Genomic DNA, 13637 nt, shown 5'->3' on the forward strand with positions numbered 1-13637 from the left:
AAATAGCGCCTGTTTCATTTCTGGCATATGGGGTTAACGTGGCGCAGGCGGAAGTATTGAATCAGGAGTCGCTGGCTAAACAGGTTTTGCATGAAACCTTTGGCTTCCAGCAGTTCCGCCCTGGCCAGGAAACCATCATTGAAACGGTGCTGGAAGGTCGTGATTGCCTGGTGGTGATGCCGACCGGCGGCGGGAAATCCCTCTGCTATCAGGTGCCCGCGCTGGTGCTTAACGGCCTGACGGTCGTGGTATCTCCGCTCATTTCGCTAATGAAGGACCAGGTTGACCAGCTGCTCGCCAACGGCGTGGCGGCGGCCTGCCTTAACTCCACGCAAACCCGGGAGCAGCAGCAAGAGGTGATGGCCGGGTGCCGCACCGGGCAGATCCGCCTGCTGTATATCGCCCCGGAACGCCTGATGCTGGATAACTTCCTCGACCATCTTGCGCACTGGAACCCGGTCCTGCTGGCGGTGGATGAAGCGCACTGTATCTCCCAGTGGGGGCACGATTTCCGCCCGGAATACGCCGCCCTCGGCCAGCTCCGTCAGCGCTTCCCCGAGCTGCCTTTTATGGCGCTGACCGCCACGGCGGATGACACCACCCGCCTGGATATCGTTCGCCTGCTCGGGCTGAACGACCCCTATATTCAGGTCAGCAGCTTCGACCGCCCGAACATCCGCTACATGCTGATGGAAAAGTTCAAGCCGCTGGATCAGCTTCTGCGCTACGTCCAGGAGCAGCGCGGCAAGTCCGGCATTATCTACTGCAACAGCCGTGCGAAGGTGGAAGACACCGCCGCGCGCCTGCAAAACCGCGGCTTTAGCGCCGCCGCGTATCACGCCGGATTAGAGAACCACATCCGCGCCGACGTGCAGGAGAAATTCCAGCGTGACGACCTGCAGATTGTGGTCGCGACGGTGGCGTTTGGCATGGGCATCAACAAGCCCAACGTGCGCTTTGTGGTGCACTTCGACATCCCGCGCAATATCGAATCCTACTATCAGGAAACCGGCCGCGCCGGGCGCGACGGTCTGCCTGCGGAAGCGATGCTGTTTTACGATCCGGCCGATATGGCGTGGCTGCGCCGCTGTCTCGAGGAAAAACCGCAGGGACAGCTGCAGGATATCGAACGCCACAAGCTCAACGCGATGGGCGCGTTTGCCGAAGCGCAAACCTGCCGTCGTCTGGTACTGCTCAACTACTTTGGCGAAGGGCGGCAGGAGCCGTGCGGCAACTGCGATATCTGCCTGGATCCGCCAAAGCAGTACGATGGCCTGATGGACGCGCGTAAGGCGCTCTCAACCATTTACCGCGTGAATCAACGCTTCGGGATGGGCTACGTGGTGGAAGTGCTGCGCGGCGCGAATAACCAGCGCATCCGCGACATGGGTCACGACAAGCTGCCTGTCTACGGTATTGGCAAAGACCAGAGCCACGAGCACTGGGTCAGCATTATTCGCCAGCTGATCCACCTCGGCTTTGCCACGCAGAACATTGCTCAGCACTCCGCGCTTCAGCTGACGGAAGCGGCGCGTCCGGTACTGCGCGGTGACGTTGAGCTCAAGCTCGCCGTGCCGCGCGTGGTCGCCCTCAAGCCTCGGGTGATGCAAAAATCCTACGGCGGAAACTACGACCGCAAGCTGTTCGCCAAACTGCGCAAGCTGCGTAAAGCCATTGCTGACGAAGAGAACATCCCGCCTTACGTGGTGTTCAACGACGCGACGTTGATTGAGATGGCCGAGCAGATGCCGCTCAGCGCCAGCGAAATGCTCAGCGTCAACGGCGTGGGAACGCGCAAGCTGGAGCGCTTCGGGAAAGAGTTTATGGCGCTCATCCGCTCTCACGCCGACGGTGATGATGAGGAGTAGTCAGCCGGGCAAAAAAGTGCCAGGATGATGACTCACTGAATTATTTCCCCGCGAGTTAATTATGCTGATGCTATTTCTCACCGTGGCGCTAGTGCATATCGTTGCGCTGATGAGCCCGGGCCCTGACTTTTTCTTCGTATCACAAACGGCCGTCAGCCGCTCCCGCAAAGAGGCGATGATGGGCGTGCTCGGTATCACCATGGGCGTTATGGTCTGGGCGGCGGTTGCGCTGCTCGGTCTGAACCTGATCCTGGCGAAGATGGCCTGGCTGCATAATATCATTATGGTGGGCGGTGGGCTGTACCTGTGCTGGATGGGCTACCAGATGCTGCGCGGGGCGCTGAAGAAAGAAGAGAAAAAGCCGGAAGAGCCAAAGGTGGAGCTGGCAACGGGCGGCCGCAGCTTTGTGAAAGGGCTGCTGACCAACCTGGCGAACCCGAAAGCGATCATCTATTTCGGCTCCGTGTTCTCGCTGTTTGTCGGCGATAGCGTTGGCGCGGGCGCGCGCTGGGGCATCTTCCTGCTGATCGTCGTTGAAACCTTTGCCTGGTTCACTGTCGTCGCCAGCCTGTTCGCCTTACCGGCAATGCGCCGTGGCTACCAACGCATTGCGAAGTGGATTGACGGCTTCGCCGGCGCGCTGTTCGCCGGCTTCGGCATTCATCTCATCATTTCTCGCTAAGCATGACGCGCTGACGCAAGCAGCGCGCCAACCAGCATAAACAGCGAACCAAAGACTTTATTCAGGGCCTTCATCTGCTTAGGCCCTTTTATCCACGCTGCAATCCGCTGCGCGAGCGTCGCGTAACCAATCATCACGATGATATCGACGATAATCGTGGTCGCGCCCAGCACCACGTACTGCATCACCTGGGGCTGATGCGGCACGATAAACTGCGGGAACAGCGCGGCGAGGAACACGATGCTTTTCGGGTTGGTCAGATTGACGAACACCGCACGCTTGAACAGATGGCCGCGGTTTTGCGTCTGAGCGAGCGTATTCAGGTTGATGGAGCCTGCCGCGCGCCACTGCTGAATGCCGAGCCAAATCAGATACGCCGCCCCGGCCCATTTCAGCACCTCAAACGCCAGTACGGAGCGGGAGAACAGGGTTCCCAGACCAATCCCGACCAGCACGATATGAATGCCTAGCCCGGTCTGCAAACCGGCAATGGATGCCGCCGCCCCGCGATACCCATGGTTGATGGAGGTGGTCATGGTGTTAATAGCGCCCGAGCCCGGTGAAAGACTGAGGATGATGGATGTCAGCAGGTAAGCGAACCACCACTCAAAGGTCATTTGAAACTCCCGAATTGTCTGTTTTTATGCCACAATACGCTATTGTTGAGTCATTTTGTGACCGGTGACGAAAAAACGATATTCCTTGGCTTAGGTGAGTAGAAACCCGATGTTTCAGCAGAAAAAGGACTGGGAAACACGAGAAAACGCATTTGCTGCTTTCTCCATGGGGCCGCTGACCGATTTCTGGCGCCAGCGTGAGGAAGATGAGTTTACGGGCGTCGGGGGCATCCCGGTACGCTTCGTTCGTTTCCGTGATGAAAAAAATGACCGGGTGATTGTGGTCTGCCCCGGGCGCATTGAAAGCTACGTTAAATACGCCGAACTGGCTTACGATCTGGTCCATATGGGGTTCGATGTGCTTATCATCGACCACCGTGGACAGGGGCTGTCCGGCCGCATGTTGCCGGACACGCACCGTGGGCACGTCGATCGCTTCAGCGATTACGTCGACGATTTCGCCGCGTTCTGGGAGCAGGAAGTGCAGCCCGGCCCCTGGCGTAAGCGGTACATCCTTGCGCACTCCATGGGGGGGGCGATATCGACGCTGTTTTTGCAGCGTTATAAACACCAGTGCGATGCCATTGCGCTGACCGCGCCGATGTACGGTATCGTCATACGTTTTCCCGACTGGATGGTCCGCCATCTTCTCGACTGGGCTGAGGGCCATCAGCGCATTCGGGAAGGCTACGCCATCGGAACAGGACGCTGGCGCGCGCTGCCGTTCGCCATCAACGTCTTAACCCACAGTCGGCAACGCTATCGCCGCAACCTGCGCTTTTATGCCGATGAGCCGCGTTTACGCGTGGGCGGCCCGACCTGGCACTGGGTGCGGGAAGGTATTCTTGCCGGCGAGCAGGTGCTGGCGGGTGTCGGCGATGACGACACGCCAACGCTCCTGATTCAGGCGGAAGAAGAGCGTGTGGTCGATAACCGCATGCATGACCGCTATTGTGAACTGCGCGCTGCCGCCGGTCACCCTTGTGAAGGGGGGAAACCGCTGGTTATTCACGGTGCGTACCATGAGATCCTTTTTGAAAAGGACGCTATGCGCTCAGTCGCGCTCAACGCCATTGTTGATTTTTTCAACGGGCATAATTGATTCTTGTTTTCCACCAGAGGTTGAAATCCCTATGTACCAGGTTGTTGCATCTGATTTAGATGGCACGCTGCTTTCCCCCGACCACACCCTGTCGCCTTACGCGAAAGAGACCCTAAAGCTTCTGACCGCCCGTGGCGTAAACTTCGTGTTTGCCACCGGCCGCCACCACGTCGACGTGGGGCAGATCCGCGATAATCTTGAGATCAAATCGTACATGATCACCTCCAACGGTGCGCGCGTGCATGATACTGACGGCAACCTGATTTTTACCCATAACCTGGATCGCGATATTGCCGCCGATCTGTTCGGCGTGGTGCATAACAACCCGGCTATCGTCACGAACGTTTACCGCGACGACGACTGGTTTATGAACCGCCACCGCCCGGATGAAATGCGTTTCTTCAAGGAAGCGGTATTCAACTACTCCCTCTACGAGCCGGGCCTGCTGGAGCCGGAAGGGATCAGCAAGGTGTTCTTTACCTGCGACAGCCACGAAGAGCTGCTCCCGCTGGAGCAGGCGATCAACGCCCGCTGGGGCGATCGCGTGAACGTCAGCTTCTCAACCCTGACCTGCCTGGAAGTGATGGCGGGTGGCGTCTCCAAAGGTCACGCGCTGGAGGCGGTAGCGAAACGTCTGGGCTTCGAGCTGAAAGACTGTATCGCCTTCGGTGACGGCATGAACGATGCCGAAATGCTCTCTATGGCGGGCAAGGGCTGCATCATGCAGAACGCGCATCAGCGTCTGAAAGATATGCACCCGGAGCTGGAAGTGATCGGTTCCAATGCTGACAACGCGGTGCCGAAGTATCTGCGCAAACTGTTCCTTGAATAATCTTCATTTGATTGTTTATTGCTCAGATGTCAACTAAAGAGTTCGCTACAATGCCTCTCCTTCTTTCTGAGAGACAAGCATTGTGGCGCTACTCATTATCACCACTATCCTGTGGGCCTTCTCCTTTAGCCTGATTGGCGAATACCTTGCCGGCTCGGTCGACAGCTACTTCTCGGTGCTGATGCGCGTAGGGCTGGCGGCGCTGGTGTTCCTGCCGTTTCTGCGCACGCGCGGGCAATCGCTGAAAACGATTGTGCTGTATATGCTGGTGGGGGCGATGCAGCTCGGCATCATGTATCTGTTTAGCTTCCGGGCCTACGTTTACCTTTCCGTCTCCGAATTTCTGCTCTTTACCGTGCTGACGCCGCTCTACATCACGCTGATATACGATCTGCTGAGTAAACGCCGCCTGCGCTGGGGATACCTCCTGAGCGCGGCGCTGGCGGCGATCGGCGCGGCGATTATTCGCTATGACAAAGTCAGCGATCACTTCTGGACCGGGCTGATGTTCGTCCAGCTCGCCAACATCAGTTTTGCCATCGGCATGGTGGGCTACAAGCGCCTGATGGAAACCCGTCCGATGCCGCAGCATAACGCGTTTGCGTGGTTCTACATGGGCGCCGCGATTGTCGCGGTGGTGGCGTGGTTTATGCTGGGGAACCCGCAAAAGCTGCCGACCACCGGCGTGCAGTGGGGAGTGCTGGTCTGGCTGGGCGTCGTGGCGTCGGGGCTGGGGTACTTCATGTGGAACTACGGCGCGACGCAGGTCGACGCCGGTACGCTCGGGATCATGAACAATGTGCATGTCCCGGCAGGGCTGCTGGTTAACCTCGCCATCTGGCAGCAGCAGCCGCACTGGCCGAGCTTCCTTATTGGGGGAGCGGTGATCCTGGCTTCGCTGTGGGTCCATCGCCGATGGGTCGCTCCGCGCTCCGCACGAACGGAAGATGGTCGCACGCGTGGTTCCGCGCTGAGCGAATAAACGCCTCCGTAATCGGCTGACGCTGCTCGCCATCGCGCACGGCGGCGTACAGTCGGCTCCACAGTCCTTCACCCAGGGTTTTGGTCATCACCAGGCCCTGGCGTTCAAAGCTCTCCACTACCCAGTGCGGCAACGCCGCAATCCCCATTCTGGCCGCCACCATCTGGATCAGCAGCAGCGTGTTATCCACGCTTTTTAGCTGCGGGCTAATGCCTGCTGGCTGCAGGAAGTGTCGCCAGATATCCAGACGACTGCGCTGGACCGGATAAATCAGCAGCGTTTCGGTCGCAAGATCTTCCGGCGTGATGCGCGTTTTTGTCGCCAGCGGATGGTCCGGCGCCAGCACCAGACGCACTTCATAATCAAACATCGGCGAATAGTGCAGACCGCTGCGCGGCAGGATGTCAGAGGTCATCACCAGATCCAGCTCGCCCTGCTGCAGCGAGGGCTGCGGGTCGAACGTGACGCCGGATTTAAAGTCCATCTCCACCTGCGGCCACTTCTGGCGGAAGTTCTCAAGCGCGGGGGTCAGCCACTGAATACAGCTGTGGCACTCAATGGCGATACGCAGTTTGGTCTGCTGCGGTTCGTTACACGCCTGCAGCGCGCTGGCGATTTGCGGCAGCACCTGATTCGCCAGCTGAAGCAGAATTTCACCCTGCGGCGTAAAGCGTAGCGGCTGGCTCTTACGCACAAAAAGACGGAAGCCGAGGCGCTGTTCCAGATCGCTGAACTGGTGAGAAAGCGCGGACTGGGTCTGGTGCAGCGTGGCCGCCGCCGCCGCGAGCGAGCCGCAGTTCCGCAACGCTTGTAGCGTTTTCAGGTGTTTAATCTCGATCATGAAAGTCCTTCACTTCGCCATGAACATATTGCGCTTGAGGAATATACAGTACCTGCCAATTATAGATGTGTAAACATCTGGACGTCTAAATAACCAATTTCATAAGGGGCTCACCATGACAATCCGCAATCACACTCTCGGTTTCCCTCGCGTTGGCCTGCGTCGCGAGCTGAAAAAAGCGCAAGAAAGCTACTGGGCGGGTAACGCCACCCGTGAAGAACTGCTGGCGGTGGGACGCGAGCTGCGCGCCCGTCACTGGGAGCAGCAAAAACAGGCGGGCATTGACCTGCTGCCGGTGGGCGATTTCGCCTGGTACGACCATGTTCTGACGACCAGCCTGCTGCTGGGCAACGTGCCGGCTCGTCATCAGAACAAAGATGGATCGGTAGATATCGATACCCTGTTCCGCATCGGCCGTGGCCGTGCGCCAACGGGTGAGCCAGCGGCAGCGGCGGAAATGACCAAGTGGTTTAACACCAACTATCACTATATGGTGCCGGAGTTCGTGAAAGGTCAGCAGTTCAGGCTGACCTGGACGCAGCTTCTGGACGAGGTGGATGAAGCGCTGGCGCTGGGCCACCAGGTGAAACCGGTGCTGCTCGGGCCGGTAACGTACCTGTGGCTGGGCAAAGTGAAAGGCGAGCCGTTTGACCGACTCAGCCTGCTGAAGGATATTCTGCCGGTCTACAAACAGGTGCTGATTGAGCTGGACAAACGCGGCATTCAGTGGGTACAAATCGACGAACCGGCGCTGGTGCTTGAGCTGCCCAAGGTTTGGCTCGATGCCTTCAAACCGGCGTATGACGCGCTCACCGGTCAGGTAAAACTCCTGCTGACCACCTATTTTGAAGGCGTCACGCCGAACCTGAAGACCATTACCGCGCTGCCGGTGCAGGGCCTGCACGTTGACCTGGTTCACGGCAAAGACGATGTGCTGGAGCTGCACAAGCGCCTGCCTGCAGACTGGCTGCTCTCCGCCGGGCTGATTAACGGTCGTAACGTCTGGCGCGCCGATCTCACAGAGAAATACGCGAAAATCAAAGACATCGTCGGCAAACGTGAGCTGTGGGTGGCCTCGTCCTGTTCCCTGCTGCACAGCCCGATCGATCTGAGCGTGGAGACCCGCCTGGATGCCGAGGTGAAAAGCTGGTTTGCCTTCGCCCTGCAAAAATGCGAAGAGCTGGCGCTGCTGCGCGACGCGCTGAACAGTGGCGACACGGCGGCGATTACCCAATGGAGCGCGCCGATCCAGGCACGTCGTCACTCGGCGCGCGTGCATAACCCGGCGGTGGAAAAACGTCTGGCGGCTATTACCGCCCAGGACAGCCAGCGCCAGAGTCCGTATGAGGTGCGCGCCGAAGCCCAGCGCACCCGCTTCAACCTGCCTGCATGGCCGACCACGACGATCGGCTCTTTCCCGCAGACTACGGAGATCCGCGGCCTGCGTCTGGACTTTAAAAAGGGCAATCTGGACGCGAATCACTACCGTACCGGCATTGCGGAGCACATCAAGCAGGCGATTATCGAGCAGGAGCGTTTAGGTCTGGACGTGCTGGTGCACGGTGAGGCCGAGCGTAACGACATGGTGGAATACTTCGGTGAGCACCTGGACGGCTTTGTGTTTACCCAGAACGGCTGGGTGCAGAGCTACGGCTCCCGCTGCGTGAAGCCGCCGGTGGTGATCGGCGACGTCAGCCGCCCGGAACCGATCACCGTGGAGTGGGCCAAATATGCCCAGTCTCTTACCGACAAGCCGGTTAAGGGCATGCTCACAGGTCCGGTGACCATTCTCTGCTGGTCGTTCCCGCGCGAAGACGTGACCCGTGAAACCATCGCGAAGCAAATCGCGCTGGCGCTGCGCGATGAGGTGGCGGATCTGGAGGCGGCGGGCATTGGCATTATCCAGATTGACGAACCGGCTCTGCGCGAAGGTCTGCCGCTGCGCCGCAGCGACTGGGATGCCTACCTGAAGTGGGGCGTAGAGGCCTTCCGCATCAACGCGTCGGTGGCGAAGGACGACACGCAGATCCACACCCACATGTGTTACTGCGAATTTAACGACATCATGGATTCCATTGCCGCGCTGGACGCCGACGTGATCACCATTGAGACCTCGCGTTCAGACATGGAGCTGCTGGAGTCGTTCGAAGAGTTCGACTACCCGAATGAAATCGGGCCGGGCGTGTACGACATCCACTCCCCGAACGTGCCGAGCGTGGAGTGGATTGAGGCCCTGCTGAAAAAAGCCGCCCAGCGCATTCCGGCAGAGCGCCTGTGGGTGAACCCGGACTGCGGCCTGAAAACACGCGGCTGGCCGGAGACGCGTGCGGCGCTCGCCAACATGGTGAAGGCGGCACAGAACTTGCGTCAGGCGTAGTGGCGCTGGGTTGCCGGGTGGCGCTAACGCTTACCCGGCCTACCTGAAGGCCCGGTAAGGCGCAGCCGCCACCGGGCTTTTTTAGGCTTTCTTCCCGCCGTACTGGCTAAACCACGCCAGCATTCTCTGCCAGCCATCCTGGGCTGATTCCGCGTGATAGCTCGGACGATAATCGGCGTTAAACGCATGCCCGGCGTCCGGGTACACCACAATCTCCGCCTTTGCGTTTGCCGCACGGAGCGCATGGCGCATGGTCTCTACCGAATCCAGCGAAATACCGGTGTCCTGAGCGCCGTACAGCCCTAACACGGGGGCGTTTAACTCCGTGGCGATATCCACCGGATGTTTCGGCGAATTCAGCGTTTTTTCACCTACGAGTTTGCCGTACCAGGCGACAGCGGCTTTGAGCTGCGGATTGTGCGCAGCATACAGCCAGCTAATGCGTCCGCCCCAGCAGAAACCGGTGACCAGCAGACGGTGCGGGTCGCCCCCGTTGCGCGCCGCCCAGCTGGCGACGTGGTCGAGATCGGCCAGCACCTGCGCGTCCGGGACTTTGCTGACCAGGTTGCTGAGCAATGTGGGAATATCGCTGTAGTCGTTCGGATCGCCCTGACGGAAGTAGAGCTCTGGCGCAACGGCCAGATAGCCTTCCAGCGCCAGACGGCGACAGAGATCGCGAATATGTTCATGAACGCCAAAAATTTCCTGAACCACGATCACGATGGGCAGCGGACCCTCTGCCGATTTTGGCCGCGCGTGATAAGCGGGCATATTCTCCCCCTGCGAGGGAATGGAGGTCTCGCCCGCCGTGATGGCCTCTTCTGAGGTTGAAACGATGGTTGAAGCAAGCGGGGCCGCAGCAGGTGCAAAACCGGTTTTTTCAGTCATGGCATTCTCCGTACCAATGAGTTAGCGCAAAGGTAAATATAGACACCAGGTTAACAACTCACAGTGCCTTAAACGGTCTATCTTTTGTGCAGCACCTGGCGATATAACTTGTTAATGTGATGTAAATCACTTTTTTGTGGAAATTCAATGTAATCATTTTCATTCATGGTGAGGTGCGTCACGAAAATATGCTTACTGCTTCTGTAAAGTACCGTTTTACTTCTTCTGACTAACCGACCCACAGAGGAGTCACCTATGTCTAAGTCTGATGTTTTTCATCTCGGCCTCACCAAAAACGATTTACAAGGGGCTACGCTCGCGATCGTCCCTGGCGATCCTGAGCGTGTGGAAAAGATCGCCGCGCTGATGGATAAGCCGGTCAAGCTGGCTGCCCATCGTGAGTTCACCACCTGGCGCGCAGAGCTGGATGGCAAAGCGGTGATCGTGTGCTCTACCGGTATCGGTGGTCCGTCTACCTCTATCGCTGTTGAAGAGCTGGCGCAGCTGGGCATTCGTACTTTCCTGCGTATCGGTACCACCGGCGCGATTCAGCCGCACATCAACGTCGGCGACGTGCTGGTCACGACCGCATCCGTCCGTCTGGACGGGGCAAGCCTGCACTTTGCACCGATGGAATTCCCGGCAGTGGCGGATTTCGAATGCACCACCGCGCTGGTTGAAGCCGCGAAATCGGTGGGCGCAACCACTCACGTAGGCGTAACCGCGTCGTCCGACACCTTCTATCCGGGCCAGGAGCGTTACGACACCTTCTCAGGCCGCGTGGTAAGCCGCTTCAAAGGCTCAATGGAAGAGTGGCAGTCCATGGGCGTAATGAACTACGAAATGGAATCCGCCACGCTGCTGACCATGTGCGCAAGCCAGGGTCTGCGTGCCGGTATGGTGGCGGGCGTTATCGTTAACCGCACCCAGCAGGAGATCCCGAACGCCGAAACCATGAAGCAGACCGAAAGTCATGCCGTGAAAATCGTGGTAGAAGCCGCGCGTCGCCTGATCTAGTCCTCTCTTCTGAAATCAAAGGCCGACGCGATCGGCCTTTATTTTTTGCGTAGCGCCTCGCAGGAAAACCCTTTCAAACTGGACGTTTATACAGCACAATCTTACATTGTGCGGGTAATACGTTGATGCAGGGGGTTTTGTGGATATCTCAATCCTGATTTATGCGGTGATTGCGCTGGCGGGCGTTGCGATAGGCTGGCTGATGTCCAGCTACCAGCACGCGCAGCAGAAGGCCGATCAGCTGGCTGAACGTGAAGAGATCGTCGCCGATTTAAGCGCGACAAAACAGCAGCTTGCCCTGAGCGAGCACTGGCGCGACGAGTGTGAACTGCTCAACAACGAGCTGCGCAATCTCCGTGATATCAACACCTCGCTGGAGGCCGATCTTCGCGAAGTGACCACCCGCCTTGAATCCACCCAGCTGCATGCGGAAGACAAAATCCGCCAGATGATCAACAGCGAGCAGCGTCTCAGCGAACAGTTTGAGAACCTCGCCAATCGAATTTTTGAGCACAGCAACCGCCGCGTTGACGAACAGAACCGCCAGAGCCTGAACAGCCTGCTGACGCCGCTGCGCGAACAGCTGGACGGCTTTCGTCGTCAGGTACAGGACAGTTTTGGACAGGAGGCCCGCGAGCGGCACACGCTGGCGCATGAGATCCGCAATCTTCAGCAGCTGAATGCCCAGATGGCGCAGGAAGCGGTTAACCTGACCCGCGCGCTGAAGGGGGATAACAAAACCCAGGGCAACTGGGGCGAAGTCGTACTGACCCGCGTGCTGGAAGCTTCTGGTCTGCGGGAAGGGTACGAATATGAAACGCAGGTCAGCATTGAGAACGATGCCCGCTCGCGCATGCAGCCGGATGTGATTGTGCGTCTGCCGCAGGGCAAAGATGTGGTGATTGACGCCAAAATGACGCTGGTGGCGTACGAACGTTATTTCAACGCCGAAGATGACTATACCCGCGAATCCGCGCTGCAGGAGCACATCGCCTCCGTGCGTAACCATATCCGCCTGCTCGGCAGAAAGGATTACCAGCAGCTGCCGGGGCTGCGCTCGCTGGACTACGTCCTGATGTTTATCCCGGTAGAGCCCGCGTTTTTGCTGGCGCTCGACAGGCAGCCTGAGCTGATCACCGAAGCGCTCAAAAATAACATCATGCTGGTCAGCCCCACCACGCTGCTGGTGGCGTTACGTACCATTGCCAACCTGTGGCGCTATGAGCACCAGAGCCGCAACGCGCAGCAGATTGCCGATCGTGCGAGCAAGCTGTACGACAAAATGCGCCTCTTCGTGGACGACATGTCTTCCGTTGGTCAGAGCCTGGATCGTGCGCAGGATAACTACCGCCAGGCGATGAAAAAACTCGCCTCCGGACGCGGCAACCTGCTGGCGCAGGCCGAATCATTCCGCAGCCTGGGGGTAGAAGTTAAGCGCGAGATTAATCCGGAATTGGTTGAACAGGCGACCGCTCAGGACGACGAGTTTCGCCTGCGAGAAGGTGTGGATGAACAAAAGACAAACAGTGAAGACAACGCGTTAGCGGCGGATTTGTCTCCGGACGAGCCTCCGGTGCGTTTCTTTCGCGGTGGTTGAAACGTAGGGCAATTGCGCCCAATCTGTTACACTTCACGAACATTTTACTGATAAGCAGGCTCTAAGATGGCTGACGATTCACAAGACACAACGCACTTTGGCTTTCAGACTGTCGCCAAAGCGCAGAAAGCTGACATGGTGGCCCACGTGTTTCATTCCGTGGCGGCGAAGTACGATGTGATGAATGACCTAATGTCGTTCGGCATTCATCGCTTGTGGAAGCGCTTCACCATTGACTGTAGTGGCGTACGTCGTGGTCAAACGGTGCTGGATTTAGCCGGCGGTACGGGCGACTTAACCGCGAAATTCTCCCGTCTGGTGGGCGAAACCGGTCGTGTTGTTCTCGCCGATATCAATGACTCTATGCTGAAGATGGGACGCGAAAAGCTGCGTAACATCGGCGTGGTAGGGAATGTGGAATATGTGCAGGCAAACGCCGAAGCGCTGCCGTTCCCGGACAATACCTTCGACTGCATCACGATCTCCTTCGGCCTGCGTAACGTGACCGATAAAGAAAAAGCGCTCCGCTCAATGTACCGCGTGCTGAAGCCGGGTGGACGTCTGCTGGTGCTCGAATTCTCTAAACCGATCGTTGAGCCGCTGAGCAAAGCCTACGACGCCTATTCCTTCCACGTGCTGCCGCGCATCGGTGAGCTGGTGGCTAACGACGCTGAAAGCTACCGCTATCTGGCCGAATCCATCCGTATGCACCCGGATCAGGACACATTAAAAGCCATGATGCAGGATGCGGAATTTGAGAACGTTGAATATTTCAACCTGACGGCAGGTGTCGTCGCGCTGCATCGCGGTTACAAATTCTGAGTGGAGGTGTCT

The 13637-nt window shown here is 58.2% G+C and carries 12 protein-coding genes; 9 read left to right on the top strand and 3 right to left on the bottom strand.

Features of this window, described 5'->3' with window-relative positions:
- Window positions 1-38: 38 nt before the first annotated feature.
- Both recQ and rhtC read left to right on the top strand, forming a co-directional pair.
- A complete protein-coding gene (gene recQ / locus ACJBF3_RS20895; RefSeq protein WP_045330254.1) occupies window positions 39-1868 on the top strand; it encodes an ATP-dependent DNA helicase RecQ in 1830 nt (609 codons plus the stop codon).
- Window positions 1869-1929: 61 nt separating this feature from the next.
- On the top strand, window positions 1930-2550 hold the full coding sequence (gene rhtC / locus ACJBF3_RS20900) for a threonine export protein RhtC (RefSeq protein WP_032644787.1): 621 nt from the start codon (window positions 1930-1932) through the stop codon (window positions 2548-2550).
- On the opposite strand, the gene rhtB is transcribed toward rhtC, so the two are convergent.
- Window positions 2547-3167: a homoserine/homoserine lactone efflux protein gene (gene rhtB, locus ACJBF3_RS20905; RefSeq protein WP_008501533.1), complete on the bottom strand. Its 621-nt coding sequence runs from the start codon at window positions 3165-3167 to the stop codon at window positions 2547-2549. The two genes, rhtC and rhtB, sit on opposite strands and share 4 nt — an antisense overlap.
- A gap of 109 nt (window positions 3168-3276) precedes the next feature.
- Here rhtB and pldB point away from each other — a divergent pair, with 109 nt between their 5' ends.
- From pldB to ACJBF3_RS20920, 3 genes are all read left to right on the top strand, one after another.
- Entirely contained in the window at window positions 3277-4269 is a 993-nt protein-coding gene (gene pldB / locus ACJBF3_RS20910) for a lysophospholipase L2 (protein ID WP_045330252.1), read from the top strand.
- Window positions 4270-4300: 31 nt separating this feature from the next.
- Window positions 4301-5101, top strand: coding sequence for a sugar/pyridoxal phosphate phosphatase YigL (gene yigL / locus ACJBF3_RS20915; protein WP_045330249.1), 801 nt, complete (start codon window positions 4301-4303; stop codon window positions 5099-5101).
- A gap of 82 nt (window positions 5102-5183) precedes the next feature.
- On the top strand, window positions 5184-6083 hold the full coding sequence (locus ACJBF3_RS20920; protein WP_045330247.1) for a carboxylate/amino acid/amine transporter: 900 nt from the start codon (window positions 5184-5186) through the stop codon (window positions 6081-6083).
- On the opposite strand, the gene metR is transcribed toward ACJBF3_RS20920, so the two are convergent.
- Window positions 5971-6924 carry an HTH-type transcriptional regulator MetR gene (metR, locus tag ACJBF3_RS20925; RefSeq protein WP_045330245.1) on the bottom strand — a complete coding sequence of 318 codons (954 nt, stop codon included), beginning with the start codon at window positions 6922-6924 and terminating at the stop codon, window positions 5971-5973. The genes ACJBF3_RS20920 and metR overlap by 113 nt on opposite strands.
- A gap of 115 nt (window positions 6925-7039) precedes the next feature.
- Between metR and metE the strand changes: the two genes are divergently transcribed.
- Entirely contained in the window at window positions 7040-9301 is a 2262-nt protein-coding gene (gene metE / locus ACJBF3_RS20930; protein WP_045330243.1) for a 5-methyltetrahydropteroyltriglutamate--homocysteine S-methyltransferase, read from the top strand.
- Between the two features lie 81 nt (window positions 9302-9382).
- Here the strand turns inward: metE and ACJBF3_RS20935 are convergent, their stop codons facing one another.
- Entirely contained in the window at window positions 9383-10189 is an 807-nt protein-coding gene (locus ACJBF3_RS20935) for a dienelactone hydrolase family protein (protein ID WP_045330242.1), read from the bottom strand.
- 255 nt (window positions 10190-10444) lie between these two features.
- Here ACJBF3_RS20935 and udp point away from each other — a divergent pair, with 255 nt between their 5' ends.
- The 3 genes from udp to ubiE all read left to right on the top strand — a co-directional run bounded on the left by udp (window position 10445) and on the right by ubiE (window position 13625).
- On the top strand, window positions 10445-11206 hold the full coding sequence (gene udp / locus ACJBF3_RS20940) for a uridine phosphorylase (RefSeq protein WP_003860792.1): 762 nt from the start codon (window positions 10445-10447) through the stop codon (window positions 11204-11206).
- A 139-nt stretch (window positions 11207-11345) separates the two neighbouring features.
- The gene (rmuC, locus tag ACJBF3_RS20945; RefSeq protein ID WP_045330240.1) at window positions 11346-12803 is read left to right on the top strand and encodes a DNA recombination protein RmuC; all 1458 of its coding nucleotides are present in this window, start codon (window positions 11346-11348) and stop codon (window positions 12801-12803) included.
- A 66-nt stretch (window positions 12804-12869) separates the two neighbouring features.
- The gene (ubiE, locus tag ACJBF3_RS20950) at window positions 12870-13625 is read left to right on the top strand and encodes a bifunctional demethylmenaquinone methyltransferase/2-methoxy-6-polyprenyl-1,4-benzoquinol methylase UbiE (RefSeq protein ID WP_045330237.1); all 756 of its coding nucleotides are present in this window, start codon (window positions 12870-12872) and stop codon (window positions 13623-13625) included.
- The last annotated feature ends 12 nt before the right edge of the window (window positions 13626-13637 follow it).

The sequence above is a fragment of the Enterobacter sp. PP-008-ECC_S150 genome (assembly GCF_045257065.1).
GTDB classification, from domain to species: domain Bacteria; phylum Pseudomonadota; class Gammaproteobacteria; order Enterobacterales; family Enterobacteriaceae; genus Enterobacter; species Enterobacter chengduensis.

Coding starts and splice junctions, on each gene's coding strand:
- ACJBF3_RS20935 (WP_045330242.1), bottom strand. CDS start 10,189: ATGACTGAAAAAACCGGTTTTGCACCTGCTGCGGCCCCGCTTGCTTCA.
- metR (WP_045330245.1), bottom strand. CDS start 6,924: ATGATCGAGATTAAACACCTGAAAACGCTACAAGCGTTGCGGAACTGC.
- rhtC (WP_032644787.1), top strand. CDS start 1,930: ATGCTGATGCTATTTCTCACCGTGGCGCTAGTGCATATCGTTGCGCTG.
- udp (WP_003860792.1), top strand. CDS start 10,445: ATGTCTAAGTCTGATGTTTTTCATCTCGGCCTCACCAAAAACGATTTA.
- ubiE (WP_045330237.1), top strand. CDS start 12,870: ATGGCTGACGATTCACAAGACACAACGCACTTTGGCTTTCAGACTGTC.
- yigL (WP_045330249.1), top strand. CDS start 4,301: ATGTACCAGGTTGTTGCATCTGATTTAGATGGCACGCTGCTTTCCCCC.
- pldB (WP_045330252.1), top strand. CDS start 3,277: ATGTTTCAGCAGAAAAAGGACTGGGAAACACGAGAAAACGCATTTGCT.
- metE (WP_045330243.1), top strand. CDS start 7,040: ATGACAATCCGCAATCACACTCTCGGTTTCCCTCGCGTTGGCCTGCGT.
- rhtB (WP_008501533.1), bottom strand. CDS start 3,167: ATGACCTTTGAGTGGTGGTTCGCTTACCTGCTGACATCCATCATCCTC.